This window comes from Arthrobacter sp. P4_F11, assembly GCF_056401395.1.
On the sequence record NZ_JBFUJK010000006.1, the window covers coordinates 115513 to 135840 of the forward strand.

Consider the following 20328-nt stretch of genomic DNA (forward strand, 5'->3'; position numbering starts at 1 on the left):
CTGCATGCTACGCCCGGCGCCAACGGTCCGGGAGTCCCATGCGGGTGCCGCGGACCTAGCGGGTGTGTACACCGGTGCGGCCCTGGGCTTCTTGAAGGGATGCTGGAACGAGTGATGAAAGAGAATGCAGCCCGGGCGCCACCCGCGATGGAGGCCGCCATTTCCTCAATGTACCTTGACGGGTACGTAACCGGACGGGTACCTTCAAGGCGTGGAAGCCGTTATGCACGCCCTGTCAGACGAGAATCGCCGCATAATTCTCGAGCACCTGCGCCGACAGCCAGCGTCGGTCTCCGAACTCGCGGCCGCACTGCCGATCGCTCGCCCGGGGGTCTCACGCCACCTCCGCGTGTTGCGCGAGGCCGGGCTCGTTGAAGTGCACTCACAGGCACAGCAGCGCATCTACAGCCTTCGGCCGGAGCCACTCGCAGAGTTGGATACTTGGCTCGGCCCGTACCGCACATTGTGGGAAGGCCGCTTAAACGCTTTGCATACCGAGATCTCGCGGGGTCACCGCGAGGAGAGGAGCACGACACAATGGCACAGCCAAACAGCGTGATAGGAAGCATTCGCTCGCTCGGTGACGGGAAGGGCGCTGTACGGATGGACTCGCTTTTCGGGACGCCGGCCACAGATCTGTGGACGGCGCTGACCGACCCGACGCGCCTCGCCCGGTGGGTCGCCCGGGTCGATGGCGACCTGCATCCCGGTGGGGCGTTCACGGCAGTCTTTACGAGCGGATGGGAAGGCGCCGGACGGGTCGAGTTGTGCGAGGCACCGCGCCGGCTGACCGTGACGATGTCGCCCGGCAGCGAGGAGGAAACGGTCATTGAGGCGGTACTGACTCCCGAGGGACCTGGCACGCGGCTGATTGTTGAGGAACGCGGTCTCCCGCTCGGCGAAATCGCGGCCTATGGAGCGGGCTGGCAGGTGCACATCGAGGATCTGATCAGCTACGAGGCGGGCCTGGAATCCAGCGAGTGGCGCAGCCGATGGATCGAGCTGAACCCGGTGTACGAAGCGCGCTACCGCCTCGATGCCTAATAGGGTCGCGGTTTACCAGAGGCCGCTTCGGTTGTCCGTGAAGGGCCATGTTTGGGCCGCGCCATTCTAGGACAGGTTGTCCTGCCAGACGTCGGAACCGAGCTTGATGATCAGCGCGCCCACCACCACCAGGAACACGATCCGGATGAACTTGCTCCCCTGCCGGACCGCAGTCCGGGCACCGAGGTAGCCGCCGGCCATGTTCGCCATGCCCAGCAGCAGCCCGAGCCCCCACAGCACGGCGCCGTGCGGAACAAAGAACAGCAGGGCGCCGGCGTTGGTGGCCACGTTCACGATCTTGGCCTTGGCGCTGGCCTCCAGGAAGGCATAGCCCATGGCCGAGACGAGGGCGATGATCAGGAACGATCCGGTGCCGGGACCGATCAGGCCGTCGTAGAAGCCGATCACGCCGCCGATCAGGCAGGCCACCACGTAGTGCCGGTGCCCCTCGTGGCGCAGCTTGGTCAGCTCACCGATGCCGGGCTGGAAGGCGGTGAAGAGCGCGACGGCGATCAGCGCCAGCACGATGATCGGCTTGAACACGCTGGCCGGCAGGTTGGCAGCAAGCGCCGCACCGCCGTAACTGCCTGCCAGCGCGATCGCTGCCATGGGCAGGGCGGTGCGCAGGTCGGGCCGGACGCGGCGGTAGTACGTGGCCGCGCTGGTGCTGGTGCCGAAGATGGAGCCCATCTTGTTGGTCGCCAGCGCCTGGACCGGGCTGATGCCCGGCACCAGGAGCATCGCCGGGAGCTGGATCAGCCCGCCGCCGCCGACGACGGCGTCGACCCATCCGGCCGCCAGGCCGGCCACGACGATCAGGATGACAGTTCCGAGCTGGATCGATTCGAGTCCGGAGACCATTGCCTAGTGCGGCCCGGGACGGCGCGGCATCAGCTGTTGCGCACGGCGTTGACCACGTAGTCAACAGCCTTGTCAACGGCTACATTCTCGGCATTGCCGCTGCGGCGGTCCTTGATCTCCACGACGCCGTCCACGAGTCCGCGCCCGACGGCGAGGATGGTGGGGACGCCGACGAGTTCGGCGTCGCCGAACTTCACGCCGGGGGAAACCTTGGGGCGGTCGTCATAGATGACGTCCAGGCCGGCAGCCTCGAGCTCCAGGGACAGTTTTTCGGCGGCGGCGAAGATTTCCTCGCCGCGGCCCACGGCCACAACGTGGACGTCGGCGGGGGCGACGGCGCGCGGCCAGACCAGGCCCCGGTCGTCGTGGTTGGACTCTGCCAGGGCCGCCACGGCGCGGGTGACTCCGACGCCGTAGGAGCCCATGGTCACCACCACCTGCTTGCCGTTCTGGTCCAGGACTTTCAGGTCCAGGGCGGCGGCGTACTTCCGGCCGAGTTGGAAGATGTGGCCCATTTCGATGCCGCGGGCGGTTTCGAGGGGACCGGAACCGTCGGGAGCCTCGTCGCCGGCGCGCACCTCGGTGCATTCGATGACTCCGTCCCAGCCGAAGTCGCGTCCGGCGACGAGGCCAAAGACGTGCTTGCCGGCCTCGTTGGCGCCGGTGACCCAGGCAGAGCCGCTGACGACGCGGGGATCCACGAGGTAGAGCAGCTTTGCGGCGCCCTCGCTGCCCAGCAGCGGCGCATCCAGGGACATGCCGGGGCCGAGGTAGCCCTTGACGATCAGGGGCTGCTTCTTGAGGTCGTCTTCATTGGCGGCTTCGAGCGTGATCTCGCCGGCAATCGGCAGGAAGGACCCGATGTTCGCCTCGACGCGCTTGAGGTCCACGCCGCGGTCTCCGGGGAGGCCGATGACGACGATCTGGCGTTCGCCGGTGGGCAGCGTCACGGCGAGGACGACGTTCTTGAGCGTGTCGGCGGCGGTCCAGGGACCGCCGTCGGCCTCTGTGCGCGGAACCAGGACGTTGGCGGCGTCGACGAGGGTGTCGATGGTGGGGGTGTCCGGGGTGTCGCGGACTTCGGCGGCCGGGGCTTTGCTGAAGTCGATGTCCGCGGGGACCACGGTGGTGACGGCCTCGACGTTGGCCGCGTAGCCGCCGGCCGAGCGCACGAAGGTGTCCTCACCGATCTCGGTGGGGTGCAGGAATTCCTCGCTCTTGGACCCGCCCATGGCACCGGCAGTGGCAGCAACCGGAATCACTTCGAGGCCGAGGCGCTCGAAGATCTTCAGGTACGCGCCGCGGTGGGCGGCGTAGCTGTCGTCCAGGCCGGCGTCGTCGACGTCGAAGGAGTAGGAGTCCTTCATGATGAATTCGCGGCCGCGCAGCAGGCCTGCGCGGGGACGCGCCTCGTCGCGGTACTTGTTCTGGATCTGGTAGATGCTCAGCGGCAGGTCCTTGTACGAGGAGTACAGGTCCTTGACCAGCAGGGTGAACATTTCCTCGTGCGTGGGGGCCAGAAGGTAGTCGTTGCCCTTGCGGTCCTTGAGCCGGAAGATGCCCTCGCCGTATTCGGTCCAGCGGTTCGTGGCCTCGTAGGGTTCCTTGGGCAGCAGCGCCGGGAAGTGGACTTCCTGGGCTCCGATGGCGGTCATTTCCTCGCGGATGACCTGCTCCACCTTGCGCAGCACACTCAGCCCCAGCGGGAGCCAGGTGTAAATGCCGGGCGCGGCCCGCCGGATGTAGCCGGCGCGGACCAGGAGCCGGTGGCTGGCCACCTCGGCGTCGGCGGGATCTTCGCGCAGGGTGCGCAGGAACAGCTTGGAGAGTCGAAGGACCACAGGTGGGGTATCCGTTTCTGGGGAAGTGCGGGCAAAGCCTAAGAAAAGCATCTAGGTACTAATCTACCGTCCAGAGCGCACCGCTTTGCCGCGCCGGCCCCGCTGCGTCCCCGCTACTGCCCCGCTTCTCGCCCGCTTCTGCGGAGCGCGGCGCATGGAAGAGCCACGCCATAACTGTTGGAAGCCCCTGGCCGTTTCCGGCTGGTCATCCCGTCATGGCGTGGCTCCGTGGCCCCAGCACCCCCAGATCTCAGGCGGCGAGCTACTTGGTGTCGTCTCCAGGCGTTGTCTTCCCCGGAAAATGCGTTGGGGAGTGTGTGCGCCTACGCGACACGGCTAGGTAGAACCTATGTGACATGCGGCCGGGAATCAATAGTCTGCAACCGGATATTTTCGGCAGGTCGTTGCGGGTCCATGCGGGGCGCCCGCGGCTGGCCTCCCGGCAGCCCGGCCGGCCAGAAAAGCGGACAGCTAGAAGAGAACTGTAGCGAACGTACCCACCTGGCGAAAGCCCACCCGATCGTAAGTGGCGCGCGCCTTGGCGTTGAACCCGTTGACGTACAGGCTGGTCACCGGCGCGAGGGTCTGGGCGAGGACGACGACGGCGGCCATGTAGCCCGCGCTCAGTCCCAGTCCGCGGAAGTCGGGGTTCATCCAGACACCCTGGACCTGGGTCACTTCCGGCGTGACGGCGCCGAGTTCGGCCTTGAAGACCACATCGCCGGCGGCGTTCACGTGCACGAGGGAATGGCCCTGGCGGATGAGGCTCTTGACGCGCCGGCTGTAATACTCCCTGCCGCCGAGGTAGGGCGAATAGCCCACTTCTTCCTCAAACATTGCGGCGCATGCGGGCAGGATCTTGTCGAAGTCAGCCAGCTGGCCAAAGCCGAGTGCGGGCTCGGGCCGGACGGCGGGCGGCCCCGCGATCGTCAGCAGGGGCTGGTGGTCCCGGACTTCGTGGGCGGTCTGGCCGAGCGGCTCCAGCGCCGCGTAGAGAGCCAGGACAGTTTCGGCGGGGCCAAAGATCGAGGCGTAGCGGCGCCCGGAGCGGTGCGCGGCCATCGCAATGAGGCCGGCGAGCTCGGGCGCCAGTTCGATCGGCACCAGGTTGGCGCCGGCCCAGCAGGCGCCGAGGAGGGTGCCGCCGTCGAACACGCCAAGAATGCTGGCGCCCCCGGCCGTGGGAGACGCCGTACCGGCGGTCTCCAGGTGCGAGAGGATGAAGACATTGGCGACGGCGTCCCGGTGCGCCAGCGCCAGCAGTTGTCCGGTGTCCGCGCCGCCAAGGACCCGGACGACGACGCCGGGAGCGGCGTCGTCCTTACGAGACGCTAACCACGGGGCTACCCTTGACAGCATCTTCGCCATCGGCGTCCCCCATCTCTTCTGCGATACGCATGGCTTCTTCGATCAGTGTCTCAACAATCTGATCCTCCGGGACAGTCTTGATGACCTCGCCCCTGACAAAGATCTGGCCCTTGCCGTTGCCGGAGGCAACGCCGAGATCAGCCTCGCGGGCCTCGCCGGGACCATTGACCACGCAGCCCATGACTGCCACGCGCAGCGGGACTTCCATGCCTTCCAGGCCAGCGGTGACCTGCTCGGCGAGCGTGTAGACGTCCACCTGGGCGCGGCCGCAGGACGGGCAGGAGACGATTTCCAGCTTGCGGGGGCGCAGGTTGAGCGACTGCAGGATCTGGTTGCCCACCTTGATTTCCTCGACCGGCGGGGCCGAGAGGGAGACGCGGATGGTGTCGCCGATCCCGCGGGAGAGCAGGGCGCCAAACGCCGTGGCGGACTTGATGGTGCCCTGGAAGGCCGGTCCTGCCTCGGTGACGCCGAGGTGCAGGGGCCAGTCGCCCTTCTCGGCCAGCATCTCGTAGGCGGCAACCATGATGACCGGGTCGTTGTGCTTCACGGAGATCTTGAAGTCGTGGAAACCGTGCTCCTCGAAGAGCGAGGCCTCCCAGACGGCGGATTCCACGAGGGCTTCCGGGGTGGCCTTGCCGTATTTCTTCATGATGCCCGGTTCCAGGGATCCGGCGTTGACGCCGATCCGGATGGAGGTGCCGTGGTCCTTGGCGGCGCGGGCGATCTCCTTGACCTGGTCATCGAACTTGCGGATGTTGCCCGGGTTCACGCGCACGGCGGCACAGCCGGCCTCGATCGCGGCGAAGACGTACTTCGGCTGGAAGTGGATGTCCGCGATCACCGGGATCTGGGACTTCTTGGCGATGATCGGCAGCGCCTCGGCGTCATCGGCGGACGGGCAGGCGACGCGCACGATGTCGCAGCCGGAGGCCGTGAGTTCCGCGATCTGCTGCAAGGTGGCGTTGATGTCGGTCGTCGGCGTCGTGGTCATGGACTGGACGCTGATGGGCGAATCGGAGCCGACGCCGACTGATCCCACCTTGATCTGGCGCGTCTTGCGGCGGGGGGCAAGAACGGGGGGCGGTGCTGACGGCATTCCCAGGCTGACCGAGGTCACATGGACTCCCTTTTAGAATTCGAAGTTGCGAAGGTGCGGGCGGGACGGGCTAGGCGTGCTCGGCCAGAAGACCGGTCAGCGGCGCCCACACGGTGGTGCGGGTGCCCGAGATGGCACCGGCGGCTGCGAAGGGGTCCTGCCGCAGAAGGTCATTCAAGGCCGCCTCATCGGCGGCCTTGAAGATGAGCAGCGCGCCTGCACCGTCGCCGTAGGGGCCGCTGGCCAGCAGGGCGCCTTCACGGGCAAGATCCGCGGTCCATTCGCGGTGCGCCGGGCGGCTGGCATCGCGGACCTCGGATGATTCGGCGTCGTACACGTACTCCACAGCAAAAACAGTCATATGGATACACTATCGCCCTGTTTGCCCGGTTCCCATCCGGAGCCTCCGGGGCACGCGGTCAGCCGAGGAAGAGGACCTTGGCCAAGGCGGCGACACCGGCTGCCCAGAGCATGGAGGTGAGGGTTCCGATGATGAACCGCTCGGCGGCCACCGGGGTGGCTTTCAACTCGGCAAACCGGCCGAGGCCCTTGATGGCCACGACGTAGGCGATGGCGACGGGCTGGCCGGCCAGGATCGCCAGGCAGACGGCGAACCTTTCCAGGATGCCGATAATGGCACCGCCGCGCAGGATGCGCACGCTGCTGACGGTCTCGGCGGGCGGCGCGGCGGACGCCGCTGCCGGGGTAGGCGCTGCGGCGTCCGGCCCGGCCGGCTCCGGAGCCGACTGGAGGTCGGGGTCCGTGGTGGAGTCGGCGGCGGGGTCCTCGGCCGCGTCCCCGCCGGCGCCGGCGCCGCTTCCGGCGTCGGCCCGGTCATCAATGGTGCGGGCGAGGCGGAACACCCAGGCAGTAACCGGCCAGCCGACGAATCCTGCGGTGAGCAAGGCCAGCGTGATCCAGAGGGCGTTCACTTCTCTCCTTCGGTGCTGTCGTGGGCGAGGGTCAGCAGCAGTTCTGCGGCCGGCCTCGCGGCCCATTCTTCCTGCCAGCCCGAGCGGAGGACTGCGCGGCTCACCGACTGCTCCGTGATTCCGAGTTTCTGTGCCGCTATTTTTTGGCTGCCGTGGGTTCCGTGGGTATCTTGCCGCACGGAGCGCAGCACGTCCACGACCTTCCATTGCGCCGCGGTCCGGTCCTGGACCAGGCGGCCAATCAGTCGGAGCACCGCCTCCGCATTGGCGCAGGCCCTGGCCCCCTGGGACCCGCTGGCGCCGTCCGCGGCCGTGGTTGCTGCATTTGCATTTGCCCGACGGCGGTCGCGGCCGGCAACCACGGCGAGGGGAACATGGGCGGCCGCCCCCTTGGCCCGGTCGACGGCGGACCGGGCCGCCACGAAGGCGGGACCGGAGCCTTCGCGCGGGCTGGCGGGCAGCGGCAGGTCCACCTCCCCCACCCCGATCCCGACATACCAGCGGCCGCTGCGGAGGGCGTGCAAGGCGATCTCCACCACCTCGTCGGCCCGTTCCACGACGCCCTGGACCTCGTCGCCCACCGAACGCTCAAAGCGCCCGGCGGTGGAGAGTGCGCTGAGCCCCTTCAGGAGGCCGGGGACCCGGTCGATGTCGCCCGTGCTGCCGCGCTGGTCGATTGTCATGACGTACATGACACAAGCCTAGGGAGGTGATCGGAAATAATCAACCCATTTCAGCTGATTACTTAAAATCAGTCTAAATAGGCTTATGAACAGTAGTCAGCGGAATTTGGCTGAAAGGCCGGGCCTATCCGAAGAGGTTGACCGGCTTGACGATGTCGGCGTAGATCAGCAGCGCGCCCATGCCCATCAGCAGCACCGCCACCACATACGTCACCGGGAGCAGCTTGGCGATATCGAAGGCGCCGGGATCCGGGCGGCCGAACAGCTTGGCGATCTGGCGCCGGGCCCCCTCGTACAGCGCGCCCGCAATGTGGCCGCCGTCGAGCGGCAGCAGCGGAATGAGGTTGAAGACGGCCAATGCGAAGTTGAGTCCGGCCAGCAAACCCACCAGGGCGGCGAAGCGGGACTGCAGCGGGACCTCCTCCATCGCGGCGACCTCGCCGGCCACGCGGCCCACGCCCACCACGCTGATGGGGCCGTTGGGGTCCCGGGGTTCCTCGCTGAAGGCTGCCTTGGCCACGCCGGCCACGCGCTCCGGCAGGTTCACCACCACACCGGCGACCTGCTTGATGTTTTCCCCCGCCATGGGCAGCACTGCCGACGCCGGCTGCTGCACGAGTGCCGTCTGGGCGCCGATGCCCAGGAAGCCGACGTCCTGGTATTGGAGGCTTCCGTCAGCGGCCTTGGCCTGACGGCCGTCGGGACCGAGAACCGGGCGGGCGGAGAGCACGGGCGTGACGGTTGTCGAGACGGTGGCGCCGCCGCGCTCCACGGTGATGTTCACCTGCCGGCCCGCCGAGGCGCGGATCCAGCCGGTGAGTTCGTCCCACTTGGTGACGGCCTTGCCGTCGAAGGAGGTGATGGTGTCGTTCGGCAACAGGCCCGCGGCCGCGGCCGGGGTGGGCTTGCAGTCGGCGGAGTCCGGGTCCACGGTCTCGCCGGCCTTGACCTGGCATTTGGAGACGTCCGCGATCGTGGTGGTCTGGCTGGCGGTGCCGAAGCCCATCAGCAGCACCGCGGTCAGCACGACGCCGATCAGCAGGTTCATCGCGGGCCCGCCGAGCATGATGATGATCTTTTTCCAGACCGGCAGCCGGTAGAAGACCCGGGTTTCGTCGCCGGGGCCGATTTCCTCGTGGGCCAGGGAGCGGGCATCGGATGCCAGTGACTGGAACATTCCGGTGCTGGAGGTGCGGACGGTGCCGTCTTCCTTGTTCGGCGGGTACATCCCGATCATGGACACGTAGCCGCCCAGCGGGATGGCTTTGAGGCCGTACTCGGTTTCGCCCCTCCTCTTCGACCAGACAGTGGGTCCGAAACCGATCATGTACTTGGTCACGCGGACCTTGAAGAGCTTGGCCGGGAGCAGGTGCCCGACTTCATGCAGGGCAATGGACACGGCGATGCCGATCGCCACGAAGACGACACCGAGGACAAAGAGGAGGACGGGGCTCATGCTGTGATCTGCTGCTTCCTGAAAACTGGCAATCTAGACGCTTCTTACGGCTAAACGTTCGTGGGTGCGGGCGCGTGCCCATCTTTCAGCATCCAGTACGGACTCCACCGTCAGCCCGGAGGAGCCTGAGTGTTCGCTGAGGACGGCATCGATGGTGTCCACAATGTCGGTGAACCGGATCTGCCCGGCGTGGAAGGCCATCACCGCTTCCTCGTTCGCGGCATTGAACACGGCCGGGAAGGTGCTGCCCTGCGTGGCGGCCGCCTTCGCGAGGTCGACGGCGGGGAACGCCACGGTGTCCAGCGGCTCGAACGTCCAGCTGGTGGCTTTGCTCCAGTCGCAGGCTCTGGCGGATCCGGGCACCCGGTCCGGCCAGCCGAGGCCGAGGGCAATGGGCAGGCGCATGTCCGGCGGCGAGGCTTGCGCGATCGTGGAGCCGTCGACGAACTGGACCATGGAATGCACCACGGACTGCGGGTGGACGACGACGTCGATCTTCTCCAGGGGGATGTCGAAGAGCAGGTGCGCCTCGATCACCTCCAGGCCCTTGTTGACCAGGCTGGCGGAGTTGGTGGTGACCATCAGGCCCATGTCCCACGTGGGGTGGGCGAGGGCGTCCTGCGGTGAGACGTCGTGCAGCTCGTCCCGGGTCTTGCCGCGGAACGGGCCGCCCGATGCCGTCAGGATCAGCCGGTCCACTTCCGCGGCGGAGCCGGAGCGCAGGCACTGGGCAATGGCCGAGTGCTCCGAATCCACAGGCACGATCTGCCCTTCGCGGGCCGCGGCCTTGACCAGGGCGCCGCCGACGATCAGGGACTCCTTGTTGGCCAGTGCCAGCGTGGACCCGGAGGCGAGGGCGGCCAGGGTGGGGGCAAGTCCGATGGATCCGGTGATGCCGTTGAGGACGACGTCGGCGGTGATTTCCGCGACCCGGGTGGAGGCGTCGGGGCCGGTGATGAGTTCGGGGCTGTACCCGATGAGTCCTGCCGCGCGGGCCGCGTCGTCGATCATCCCCCGGAGGGCGGAGGCATCCCCGGAGGCGACACCGACAGCCTGGGCGCGGGTGTGGACGGCCTGCCGGGCCAGGAGTTCGAGGTTGCCGCCGCCGGCGCTGAGCGCGACAACCTCAAAAAGGTGCGGGGCGCCGTCGACGACGTCAATCGCCTGTGTGCCGATGGAACCGGTGGACCCGAGGAGGACGATTTTGCGCGGCTGCATGATTCAAGTATCCCGCACCGCACCGGTGCGCCGCGTTCCCCTCGAGGTGGCACTTCACGGCAGTCGCGGCGTGCAGCAGTGCCGTGAAGCGCCACCTCGACGCCGCCGGGTTGAGTCTTCCGCCGCTCGTTGACGCAGCAGGGCGGAGGCGTAACGTGGAAAACGTGGAGTGGACCGCGTGGTTCGACGCGCCGGAGTACGAGTTCGCCCGGCAGGTGCTGCAGCGCAGCACCGCCACCCTGTATTTCGTGGCCTTCCTCTCCTCGCTGAACCAGTTCCCGGCCCTCCTCGGCGAGCGCGGCCTGTTGCCGGTGCCGGCGCATCTCGAGGGCTTCAACCGTTTGGGCCGGCCCAGCCTGTTCCGCTGGCGCTACTCGGACCGGCTGCTGCGGACGGTGTGCTGGAGCGGCATGGCCATTGCCGCCACGCTCATCGCCGGGCTGCCGCAGCTCGGGCCGCCGTGGGTTCCGCTCATCGCGTTCCTGGCCCTGTGGCTGTTGTACATGTCGATCGTGAACGTGGGGCAGACGTTCTACGGCTTCGGCTGGGAGATGCTGCTGCTGGAGGCCGGGTTCACGGTGGCCTTCCTCGGCTCCGACCAGACTCCCCCGCCCCGGACCATCCTGATCCTGCTGGTCTGGCTGGTGTTCCGGCTGGAGTTCGGAGCGGGCCTGATCAAGATCCGGGGCGGCCAGGAATGGCGGGACCTGACGGCCCTGTACTACCACCACGAGACCCAGCCGATGCCGGGGCCGCTGAGCCGGCAGGCCCACCTGCTCCCCAAGGCCTGGCACCGGGTGGAGGTCCTGGGCAACCACTTCGCCCAACTGGTGGTGCCCTTCTTCCTCTTTGCCCCGCAGCCCCTGGCCAGCGCCGCCGCCGGAATCATCGTCTTCACCCAGCTGTGGCTGGTGGCGAGTGGAAATTTCGCCTGGCTGAACTGGATGGCGATCATCCTGGCCTTCGCGGCGGTCAGCGATCCCGTGGCGCATGCTGTGTTCCCCGCGATCCCGCTCGACTGGCATGCCGCGTCTGCGTCCGCAGGAGCAGGAGCGGCGGTGGGCGCAGCCGGGTTGGGCAGCCAGGCGCCGGTTCCTTGGCTCGTGGTGGTCCTGGTGGCCACCGTGCTGCTGGTGGTGCTCAGCTACCGGCCCATCGAGAACCTCTTCTCCCACCACCAGTTGATGAACGCATCCTTCAACCGTTGGCAGCTGGTCAACACCTACGGCGCGTTCGGCACTGTCACGAAGCGGCGGATCGAGATCGTGGTGGAGGGGACCCTCGACGAGGACCCCGGGGACGAGGCGGACTGGCGGGAGTACGGGTTCAAGGGCAAGCCCGGCGACGTCCGGCGCATCCCGCGCCAGTACGCCCCGTACCACCTGCGGCTGGACTGGCTGATGTGGTTCCTGCCGCTGCGTACCGTGCACGAGGAGTGGTTCTACGCGTTCCTGGCCAAACTGCTGGCGGCGGACCGGCCGACGCTGCGGCTGCTGCGCCACGACCCGTTCGACGGCGGACGGCCGCACTGGATACGTGCCACCAGCTACCTCTACCATTTCTCCACCCGGGCCGAGTTCCGCGCGACGGGCCAGCGCTGGATCCGGACCCCGCTGTATGTCGTCATCCCGCCGTCGCGGCTCCCCGCGCCGCGCCCGACGTCGGAGGCGTGAGGCCCGGCGCGGTGCGTTCCCGTGCGGTGAGGCCCGGCGCGGTGCGTTCCGGGGCGGTTTACCGCAAATGGAATGAGTGTCGTCATTCCGGCCATTTGCGGCAAATTCAGTTCAACGCCCGCGCTTAGACGGAGACCTCTTCCTTCGCCGGTGCAGCCTCCAACGTTGCCTGGCGGCGGCGCAGCCACCACGAGGCGGCGAAGATCAGTGCCATGGAGACGTACACCACCAGGGCGAATGGCGAGGAGAACAAGGCCGTGGGGTCGTTTTGCGAGAGCTGCAGCGAACGCCGCAACTGCACCTCGAACATCGGCCCCAGGATCATCGCCACCACCATGGGCGCCACGGGATAACCGTAGCGGCGCATGAAGTAGCCCAGGATGCCCACCACCAGCAGGATGCCGACGTCGCTCGGCGAGAAGTTCACCGAGAAGGCGCCGAGCGCGGCGAAGACCAGGATGCCGGCGTAGAGGTAGGGCCGTGGGATCTGCAGGATCTTCACCCACAGACCCACCAGGGGCAGGTTCAGCACCAGCAGCATGAGGTTGCCGACGTACAGCGACGCGATCAGGGTCCAGACAAGCGCGCCCTGGTTTTCGAACAGGAGCGGGCCGGGCTGGATCTGGTAGCGCTGGAACGCCGTGAGCATCATGGCCGCCGTCGCCGTCGTCGGGATTCCGAGGGTCAGCAACGGCACCAGGACACCGGCGGCCGCGGCGTTGTTGGCCGCTTCCGGTCCGGCGACGCCTTCGATCGCGCCCTTGCCGAACTGGGCCTTGTTGGCGCCCTTGGCCAGCTTCCGCTCGGCAGCGTAGGACAGGAACGTGGAGACGTCCGCGCCGCCGGCCGGGACGGTGCCGATCGGGAACCCGATGAAGGTTCCGCGCAGCCACGGCTTCCAGGACCGCTTCCAGTCCTCCTTGGACAGCCAGGCGTTCTTGCCCTTGCTGACGGGGATCAGCTCCACCGGGCCGTGCCGCAGCTTCGAAGCGACATAAAGCGCCTCGCCGAGGGCAAAGAGGCCCACGGCCACGAGGACCATGTCGACGCCGTCCACCAGGGTGGGGTTGTCGAACGTGAAGCGCTGCTGGGCCGTGCTGTCATCGATGCCGATCAGGCCGATGAACAGCCCGAGCGCCAGGGATGCCAGGCCGCGCAGGACGGAGGCGCCCAGCAACGCACCGACGGTCAGGAAGGCCACCACCATGAGGGCCACGTAGTCCACGGGGCCGAGGCCGACGGCGAAGTCGGCCACGACGGGCGCCAGGAAGGTCAGCAGGACCGTGGCGATGGTGCCCGCGATGAAGGATCCGATCGCCGCCGTCGCCAGGGCTGCCGCTCCCCTGCCGGCCTTGGCCATCTTGTTTCCTTCGAGCGCCGTGACGATCGAGGACGACTCACCCGGTGTGTTCAGCAGGATGGAAGTGGTGGAACCGCCGTACATGCCGCCGTAGTAGATCCCGGCGAACACGATCAACGCGGCCGCGGGGTCCAGGGCATAGGTGATGGGCATGAGCAGTGCCACGGTCATGGCGGGGCCAATACCGGGCAGCACCCCGACGGCGGTGCCGACGAAGACCCCGCCCAGCGCGTAGAGCAGGTAGACGGGCTGCAGCGCGGTGCTGAATCCCTCGAGCAGGAGCATGAAGCTATCCATGGAAGAACGGCACCCCCTCGAGCAGCGGCCCCGGCGGCAGGGACACGCCGAGCAGGCCGCCGAAGACGTACTGCAGCACCAGCGCCAGGATCACGGACACGGCGATCGCCTTCCAAAGTGGTTTGGCGTCCAGGGACCAGGCGGCACCGCTGAAGAGCACGGCGGCGGCCACCGGCCAGCCGGCCGGCTCGATCAGGAAGATGTGCAGCACCACGAAACCCACGAGTTTGGCCAGGGCCACCCAGTCGGTCTTGGCGGTCACGTCCAGGTCTTCGCTGTCCTCGGCCTGCCCGACTTTGCCGCGGAGGACCTGCAGGACCACCCCGGCGCCGCACAGCACCAGCAAGCCGCACACGATGTAGGGGAAGGCCCGCGGGCCGATGCCGGTCTCCGACGGCGGGATCGGAATGGATCCCGCCGTCGCCAGGCCCGCGACGCCCACGCTGACGAACACGAGGGCGAACAGGATCTCCCCGGTCGGCCGTTTGGCGGGCGCCGCGGCGGGTGCCGACGTTGATGCGAGGTCAGACACTGTTACTTGACCAGGCCGATCTGGGTCAGGGTGGTCTTGACCTTGGCGATGTCCTCGGTCAGGAAGGTCTTGAAGCCGTCACCGGCCAGGAACGCGTCGTCCCAGTTGTTCTTGGTCAGGGTGGACTTCCAGGCCTCGGACGCGTGCAGCTTGGTGACGACGTCGGTCAGCTTCGCTCGCTGGGCGTCGTCGATGGACCCGGGGGCCACCACTCCGCGCCAGTTGGTCAGCACGACGTCGATCCCCTGGTCCTTGAGCGGCTTGATCCCGGGAAGCGCCGGGGCCTCGGCCTTTCCGGAGACGGCGAGCGCCCGGACCTTGCCGGCCTTGACCTGTTCGGCATACTCGCCCACGCCGGAGATGCCGGCCTGGACCTTGTTGCCGAGCAGCGCCGCGATGGACTCGCCGCCGCCGGAGTAGCCGATGTAGTTCAGCTTGTCCGCCTCCACGCCCTGGGATTTCAGGATCTGCCCGGCCAGGATGTGGTCCGCGCCCCCGGCCGAGCCACCCGTGATGGCCACGCCCTTGCCGTTGGCCTTGATGTCCGCGACGAGGTCGGCGACCGACTGGTATTTCGACGACGCCGGCACCACGAGAACCAGCGGCTCTTCGGTGAGCCGCGCGATCGGGGTGGTGTCTTCGAGCCGGGTCTTGGCGCCATTGGTCTCGACCGCACCCACCATGACGTAGCCCATCACCATGAGGGTGTTGACGTCCTTCTCGGTGGCGAGCTTGGCGAGGCCGTTGGTCCCGCCGCCGCCGCCAATGTTGGTGACCTGGGCGGAGGAGACGAGCTTGTTGGTCTGCAGGTCCTGCTGCATGGCACGTCCGGTCTGGTCCCAGCCGCCGCCGGGGTTGGCCGGGACGATGATGCTGAGCTTCTTGATCGGATCGGCGCCCGCGGACCCGCCGGCAGCGGTGCCGGTTCCGCTTCCCGCGCAGGCGGACATGGCCAGGACGACTCCGGCGGCGCCGGCAATGAGGGCGGCGCGGCGTGTGTGGGTGGGATGCGTGAAAGCGGGCCGCGTGAAAAAGTTCTGGGCAGTCATGGTTTCTCCTTGAGCGAATGTGATGCACATCATTGGAATCACGTCACTGACCCTAGGAGCGCCCGCCGAACGGCAACAGCATTTGGCCGTAGAGGTAGTAGTGGTCATATTGGTCACGGCCCTGGCCGTCTTTTTGGCGGGCGGGCTGCGCCCCCAATGGGAAACTTGTGACATGTTTCACAGGATTCCCCTTCGGTTCCAGCTGGTCGCATTGCAGCTGGGCATCGTGCTGGCTGTCCTCACGGTGGTGGGGGCCGTGACCATCCGGATGCAGGAACAACAGCTTCGTGACGCCTACAAGGGCCGGCTGATCGGCGTCGCCGAAAGTGTTGCCCAGCTGCCCTCGGTCATCAACGCGTTCGGCACATCGTCGCCGGCGCAGACCATCCAGCCGATCGCGGAAGTCATCCGGCAGGCATCCAACGTCACCTATGTGGTGGTGACGGACCGGCACGGGGTCCGTCAGTCGCACCCCAATCCGGCGGAAATCGGCCGGCAGGTCTCCACCGATCCGTCCGTGCCGCTGTCCGGGGAGATTTACGTGGGTACCCAGACGGGCACACTCGGTGAGTCCTGGCGGGTGAAGGTTCCTATCTTCGATGCGGCTGGCGCCGTGATCGGCTCCGCATCCGTGGGAGTGCTGGAGAGCACCCTGGCCGCCGACCTCCATGAGGACATGCCGCAGCTGTTCGGCTGGCTGCTCGGGGCGGCGCTGCTGAGTTCGCTGGGCGCGATGTATGTCTCGAAACTGGTGTGGCGGCGGATCTACAAACTCGAGCCCGAGGACATCGCTGCCCTGCTGGAAACGCGCGACGCCATGCTCCACGGCCTGGGTGAAGGACTGGTGGCGGTGGACGCCGACGGCAGGGTCGCGCTGGTCAACGATGAGGCACGCCGCCTGCTCGCCCTGGCCGGGGACATCACCGGGACCCCTGCAGAGGCAAGCCTGGAACCGGCGGTCCTCCGCTTGCTCTCGGCCGGATCCGCCACGGAGGAACTGGTGCTCTCGGGCGAACGGATCCTGCTGGGCAAGGTCAATGCGGCCACCGTCGACGGCCGCGAAGTCGGCAAGGTGCTGATCCTGCGCGACCGCACGGAACTCCACACCGTCCTGCGTGACCGCGACGGCGCCGTGGACGTGACGCAGGCACTCCGCGCCCAGGCGCACGAATTTGCCAACAAACTGCACGTCATCTCCGGGCTGCTGGAGCTCGGAAAGCAGGACAAAGCCATCGAATACCTGGGCCGCAGCCACAACGACGCCGTCTTCGCGAACCGGCCGCTGGCGGCCGGAATCACCGACCACGGGGTCCAGGCTCTGCTGATCGCCAAGTCCACGGTCTGCGCCGAGCGCGGCATCGAGATCATCGTCAGCCCGGATTCGTTGTGCTCGGTTGATGACTCGGGCGACGTCATCACGGTGCTGGGCAACCTGATCGACAACGCTGTGGACGCTGCGGGTTACGACAGCACTGTTGCCATCCGGCTGGGCGAGAGCGCCGACGGCGGGCGGACCATCGTGGTGGAGGACGACGGACCCGGCGTCCCGGTTCCTGAACGCGCTAAAGTGTTCGAGCCCGGCGTGACCAGCAAGGTGTCCGAGGGAATTAACAGCCGCGGGTTTGGGCTGGCCCTGGTCCAGCGGGTTGCCCTCCGGCGCGGAGGCCGGGCGGCAGTATCCTCATCGGCGTTGGGCGGAGCCTGCTTCTCGGTAGTGCTCAGGACAAAAGAGGCGGAACTACAGAACCAATGAGCGCCATACGCACCCTCATCATTGACGATGACGTAGCAGTGGCCGGGATCCATCACGGGTTCCTGCTGGCACGCGGCGGATTCGACGTCGTGGCCATGGCCCACACCGGGCAGCAGGGCATCGATCTGGCCGCGGAGCTGGGCCCGGAGCTGGTGTTGCTGGACATCCATCTGCCGGACATGTCCGGCCTGGACGTCCTGCAGCGGCTGCGCGCGCGCCGGCGGCCGGTGGATGTCCTCGTGATCACCGCGTCCAGGGAGCTTGACACGGTCCGCGGCGCGATGGCCGGCGGGGTGCTGCACTACCTGGTCAAGCCCTTCTCCTCGCAGGCATTGAACGAACGGCTCGACGAGTACGTCATGCTGCGGGACCATCTGGCCTCCGGCGCTTCCGGCCCCCTTGACCAGGCGAGCATCGACCGCCTGGTGGCTCCCTCCCGCCGGTCCGCGGTGGCAGAAACCCCGGCGGGTCAGGCCGCCCAGCCGGACCAGGCCGCCGTACGGCTGCCCAAGGGACTGTCGCGCCCCACCCTGGACGCGGTCATCGAGGCGCTGAAGGCCAGTCCGGAGGACGTCTCGGCGGCCGGCCTGGCGCTGCAACTGGGCCTGTCCCGGGTCAGCGCCCGCCGCTACCTCGAGTACCTCGTGGTTCACGGCCATGCCCGGCTGACGCCCCGCTACGGAGCCGCGGGCCGGCCGGAAAACCGCTACCTCTGGCGCCGCTGAACATGTCCGGTTCTTGCAGGCAGCAGTGAGCATGTCCAGTTCATGATGGCCGCACTGAGCATGTCCAGTTCATGGGGCAGCCCGGGACACGTGGCACAAATGCGGGTCACGGGCCGCGGAGACCGGCCGAGGATTCAGAGCCACAAGGCACCCATTCGACGCAGATGGCCGCAATAGGCCCAGCCAATCCGGCCATCTGAGGCTAGTCGGCGAGTTTCACCCAGGCGCACGTTGGTGGGCACGTGTCGGTGGGTAGCCGGCCCTCGGTCAGGACCCGACGCGGCCAGCGCGGCGCAGTGTGGACGCGGCGTGCTTGAGGATGGGCCCGTCGACCATCTTGCCCTTGAACTGGAAGACGCCCGAGCCTGCCGCGGAGGCGGCATCGAGCAGCTCCGCGGCTGCCGAGACGTCAGCCTCGGAGGGTGCGTAGGCCTCGCGGACGACGGCCACCTGGTCCGGATGGATGCAGGCCTTGGACGAGAATCCTGACGCCACCGCGTCCCGGGATTCGAGTGCCAGCCCCGCCAGATCCGGGATGTTGACGTAGACGGCGTCGATCGCGTCCTTGCCGAAGGCGCCGGCGGCCAGCAGCACGCTGGAACGGGCGTGCAGCGCGACGGCCCGGTAGCTGCCGTCCTCCGCCCGGCTGGAGGTTCCGCCGAGCGATGCCAGCAGGTCCTCCGCACCCCACATCAGGGCCACCACATTGGGCTCGGCGGCGATGGCGGCGGCGTTGAGGACGCCGGCGGCCGTCTCGCAGAGGGCAATCACGCTGTAGCCCTCGAGTTCCCTCAGCTGTTCAGCGCTCTCCGCCTTGGCCAGCATGATGTGCCGGTACGGCGTGTGCTTGAGGCAGTGCAGGTCCTTCTCGAACTCGTCCGTGCCCGCCGGGTTGACCCGGACGATCGTGCGGGACGGATCCAGTTCCGGGACGTCGCCGGTGGCGCCGAGCTGGGCGAGGATGGCGCCGCGGGCCCGCTGCTTGTCGGCAGGGGCGACGGCGTCCTCGAGGTCCACGATCACGGTATCGGCGCGTTCCGCGGCTTTCTGGTACCGCTCGGGGCGGTCGGCGGGGCAGAACAGCAGGGCAGGGCCCATCAGGAAACTCATGTCTCTATTCTCCCCTTTTGCGCCGCTTCCAGCTCGGCAGCGGCGTGGGCCTCGCGTGTCCACATCAGGCAACTGCGGGCGGCGAGCGCCACCACGTCCCCGTGCTGGTTCCGTCCGGTGTGTTGCATGGTCACGATGCCCTGCCCGGGGCGGGACGCGGACAGCCTCTTCCCGGTCACCACCGTCTCCGTGTACAGGGTGTCCCCGTGGTACAGCGGGTGCGGAAACGACACATCCGTCAGGCCGAGCTGGGCGATGATGGTGCCCTGGGTCAGCTGCGGCACGGACTGGCCCACCACGGTGGCCAGGGTGAACATCGAATTCATCAGCCGCTGGCCGAAAGGCTGCCCGGCGCTCCAGGCAGCGTCGAGGTGCAGGGCCTGGGTGTTCATGGTCATGGTGGTGAACAGGACGTTATCCGTCTCCGTGACCGTCCGGCCCGGCCGGTGGGCGTAGACCACGCCCTCCTCCAGCTCATCGAAATAGAGGCCGCGCTGCTCGATCACCCGGGGGGTGCCGGTACCCGGGTGTGCGCCTGCACCCGGTGAAGTCGTGCCTGCATCACTCATACGGTCAGTTCCTGGTCTTCCTCAAAGAGTTCGGCTCCGGTGGCCGCCACGACGTCCTCCACGGACACGTTCGGCGCCAGTTCGCGCAGCACCAGCCGGGACTTCCCGCCCTCGGTCACGACGTCGATCACGGCGAGGTCGGTGATGATCCGGTCCACGCAGCCTTTGCCGGTCAATGGCAGCGTGCAGGTTTCCACGATTTTCGGCTTGCCGTTGCGGTCCACGTGATCCATCATCACGATCACCTTCTTGGCCCCGAATACCAGGTCCATCGCGCCGCCCATGCCCTTGACCATCTTGCCCGGGATCATCCAGTTGGCGAGGTCGCCGTTGACGGCGACCTCCATGGCGCCGAGCACGGCCACGTCGACGTGGCCGCCCCGGATCATGCCGAAGGAGGCGGCGGAATCGAAGAACGCCGCGCCCTTGTTGACCGTGACGGTTTCCTTGCCGGCATTGATCAGGTCCGGGTCGACTTCATCCTCGGCCGGGTACGGCCCAACGCCCAGGATGCCGTTCTCCGAATGCAGCACCACCTCGACGCCGGCCGGAATGTAGTTGGGTATCAGCGTCGGCATGCCGATGCCGAGGTTGACGTACTGGCCGTTGTGCAGTTCCTGCGCAACGCGGGCCGCGAGTTCATTGCGGGTCCAGCCCTTGCCCTCAGCACCGGCGGCGTGTTCGACGGCGGAGCGCCGGTATTCGTGGCGCACGGCCTCGGGACGGGGCGGGGCCTCTGCGGCTTTGTTCGTTTCCAC

The 20328-nt window shown here is 67.6% G+C and carries 20 protein-coding genes; 5 read left to right on the top strand and 15 right to left on the bottom strand.

Features of this window, described 5'->3' with window-relative positions; translation table 11 throughout:
* The first annotated feature begins 223 nt into the window (after positions 1 to 223).
* On the top strand, positions 224 to 559 hold the full coding sequence (locus tag AC1DRO_RS08745; RefSeq protein ID WP_343213070.1) for an ArsR/SmtB family transcription factor: 336 nt from the start codon (positions 224 to 226) through the stop codon (positions 557 to 559).
* Positions 556 to 1044 (top strand): SRPBCC domain-containing protein, encoded by a 489-nt coding sequence (locus AC1DRO_RS08750; protein ID WP_028277114.1) that lies wholly within the window; start codon positions 556 to 558, stop codon positions 1042 to 1044. Before AC1DRO_RS08745 ends, AC1DRO_RS08750 begins: the two co-directional genes overlap by 4 nt.
* A 66-nt stretch (positions 1045 to 1110) precedes the next feature.
* Here the strand turns inward: AC1DRO_RS08750 and AC1DRO_RS08755 are convergent, their stop codons facing one another.
* From AC1DRO_RS08755 to dxr, 9 genes are all read right to left on the bottom strand, one after another.
* Entirely contained in the window at positions 1111 to 1905 is a 795-nt protein-coding gene (locus AC1DRO_RS08755; RefSeq protein WP_028277113.1) for a sulfite exporter TauE/SafE family protein, read from the bottom strand.
* A gap of 29 nt (positions 1906 to 1934) precedes the next feature.
* On the bottom strand, positions 1935 to 3746 hold the full coding sequence (locus tag AC1DRO_RS08760; RefSeq protein WP_476950546.1) for a proline--tRNA ligase: 1812 nt from the start codon (positions 3744 to 3746) through the stop codon (positions 1935 to 1937).
* A 471-nt stretch (positions 3747 to 4217) separates the two neighbouring features.
* Positions 4218 to 5105: a GNAT family N-acetyltransferase gene (locus AC1DRO_RS08765; protein WP_476950611.1), complete on the bottom strand. Its 888-nt coding sequence runs from the start codon at positions 5103 to 5105 to the stop codon at positions 4218 to 4220.
* The gene (ispG, locus tag AC1DRO_RS08770) at positions 5068 to 6234 is read right to left on the bottom strand and encodes a flavodoxin-dependent (E)-4-hydroxy-3-methylbut-2-enyl-diphosphate synthase (protein ID WP_028277109.1); all 1167 of its coding nucleotides are present in this window, start codon (positions 6232 to 6234) and stop codon (positions 5068 to 5070) included. The genes AC1DRO_RS08765 and ispG overlap by 38 nt, the downstream gene beginning before the upstream one ends.
* 49 nt (positions 6235 to 6283) lie before the next feature.
* On the bottom strand, positions 6284 to 6574 hold the full coding sequence (locus AC1DRO_RS08775; protein WP_079551403.1) for a YciI family protein: 291 nt from the start codon (positions 6572 to 6574) through the stop codon (positions 6284 to 6286).
* A gap of 58 nt (positions 6575 to 6632) precedes the next feature.
* Entirely contained in the window at positions 6633 to 7145 is a 513-nt protein-coding gene (locus AC1DRO_RS08780) for a hypothetical protein (RefSeq protein WP_476950547.1), read from the bottom strand.
* A complete protein-coding gene (locus AC1DRO_RS08785) occupies positions 7142 to 7837 on the bottom strand; it encodes a MarR family transcriptional regulator (RefSeq protein WP_476856458.1) in 696 nt (231 codons plus the stop codon). The genes AC1DRO_RS08780 and AC1DRO_RS08785 overlap by 4 nt, the downstream gene beginning before the upstream one ends.
* A 115-nt stretch (positions 7838 to 7952) precedes the next feature.
* On the bottom strand, positions 7953 to 9284 hold the full coding sequence (locus tag AC1DRO_RS08790; RefSeq protein WP_476950548.1) for a M50 family metallopeptidase: 1332 nt from the start codon (positions 9282 to 9284) through the stop codon (positions 7953 to 7955).
* Positions 9285 to 9317: 33 nt separating this feature from the next.
* Positions 9318 to 10502, bottom strand: coding sequence for a 1-deoxy-D-xylulose-5-phosphate reductoisomerase (dxr, locus tag AC1DRO_RS08795; RefSeq protein WP_476950549.1), 1185 nt, complete (start codon positions 10500 to 10502; stop codon positions 9318 to 9320).
* Positions 10503 to 10666: 164 nt separating this feature from the next.
* Here dxr and AC1DRO_RS08800 point away from each other — a divergent pair, with 164 nt between their 5' ends.
* Entirely contained in the window at positions 10667 to 12175 is a 1509-nt protein-coding gene (locus AC1DRO_RS08800; protein ID WP_476950550.1) for a lipase maturation factor family protein, read from the top strand.
* 124 nt (positions 12176 to 12299) lie between these two features.
* Here AC1DRO_RS08800 and AC1DRO_RS08805 read toward each other — a convergent pair whose 3' ends face one another.
* The 3 genes from AC1DRO_RS08805 to AC1DRO_RS08815 are packed head-to-tail and all read right to left on the bottom strand — an operon-like array spanning position 12300 to position 15413.
* Positions 12300 to 13832: a tripartite tricarboxylate transporter permease gene (locus tag AC1DRO_RS08805; RefSeq protein ID WP_459384283.1), complete on the bottom strand. Its 1533-nt coding sequence runs from the start codon at positions 13830 to 13832 to the stop codon at positions 12300 to 12302.
* On the bottom strand, positions 13825 to 14364 hold the full coding sequence (locus AC1DRO_RS08810) for a tripartite tricarboxylate transporter TctB family protein (RefSeq protein ID WP_476950551.1): 540 nt from the start codon (positions 14362 to 14364) through the stop codon (positions 13825 to 13827). Before AC1DRO_RS08810 ends, AC1DRO_RS08805 begins: the two co-directional genes overlap by 8 nt.
* Positions 14365 to 14366: 2 nt before the next feature.
* On the bottom strand, positions 14367 to 15413 hold the full coding sequence (locus AC1DRO_RS08815) for a Bug family tripartite tricarboxylate transporter substrate binding protein (protein ID WP_476950552.1): 1047 nt from the start codon (positions 15411 to 15413) through the stop codon (positions 14367 to 14369).
* A gap of 172 nt (positions 15414 to 15585) precedes the next feature.
* Between AC1DRO_RS08815 and AC1DRO_RS08820 the strand changes: the two genes are divergently transcribed.
* Both AC1DRO_RS08820 and AC1DRO_RS08825 read left to right on the top strand, forming a co-directional pair.
* A complete protein-coding gene (locus AC1DRO_RS08820; RefSeq protein WP_476950553.1) occupies positions 15586 to 17166 on the top strand; it encodes an ATP-binding protein in 1581 nt (526 codons plus the stop codon).
* A complete protein-coding gene (locus AC1DRO_RS08825; RefSeq protein ID WP_476950554.1) occupies positions 17163 to 17891 on the top strand; it encodes a response regulator in 729 nt (242 codons plus the stop codon). Before AC1DRO_RS08820 ends, AC1DRO_RS08825 begins: the two co-directional genes overlap by 4 nt.
* Before the next feature lie 267 nt (positions 17892 to 18158).
* On the opposite strand, the gene AC1DRO_RS08830 is transcribed toward AC1DRO_RS08825, so the two are convergent.
* From AC1DRO_RS08830 to AC1DRO_RS08840, 3 genes are read right to left on the bottom strand one after another with little or no spacing between them, the layout of a single operon-like run.
* Positions 18159 to 19001 carry an HpcH/HpaI aldolase/citrate lyase family protein gene (locus tag AC1DRO_RS08830; protein WP_476950555.1) on the bottom strand — a complete coding sequence of 281 codons (843 nt, stop codon included), beginning with the start codon at positions 18999 to 19001 and terminating at the stop codon, positions 18159 to 18161.
* Positions 18998 to 19570 (bottom strand): MaoC family dehydratase, encoded by a 573-nt coding sequence (locus AC1DRO_RS08835; protein WP_476950556.1) that lies wholly within the window; start codon positions 19568 to 19570, stop codon positions 18998 to 19000. Before AC1DRO_RS08835 ends, AC1DRO_RS08830 begins: the two co-directional genes overlap by 4 nt.
* A complete protein-coding gene (locus AC1DRO_RS08840; RefSeq protein WP_028277096.1) occupies positions 19567 to 20328 on the bottom strand; it encodes a CoA transferase subunit B in 762 nt (253 codons plus the stop codon). Before AC1DRO_RS08840 ends, AC1DRO_RS08835 begins: the two co-directional genes overlap by 4 nt.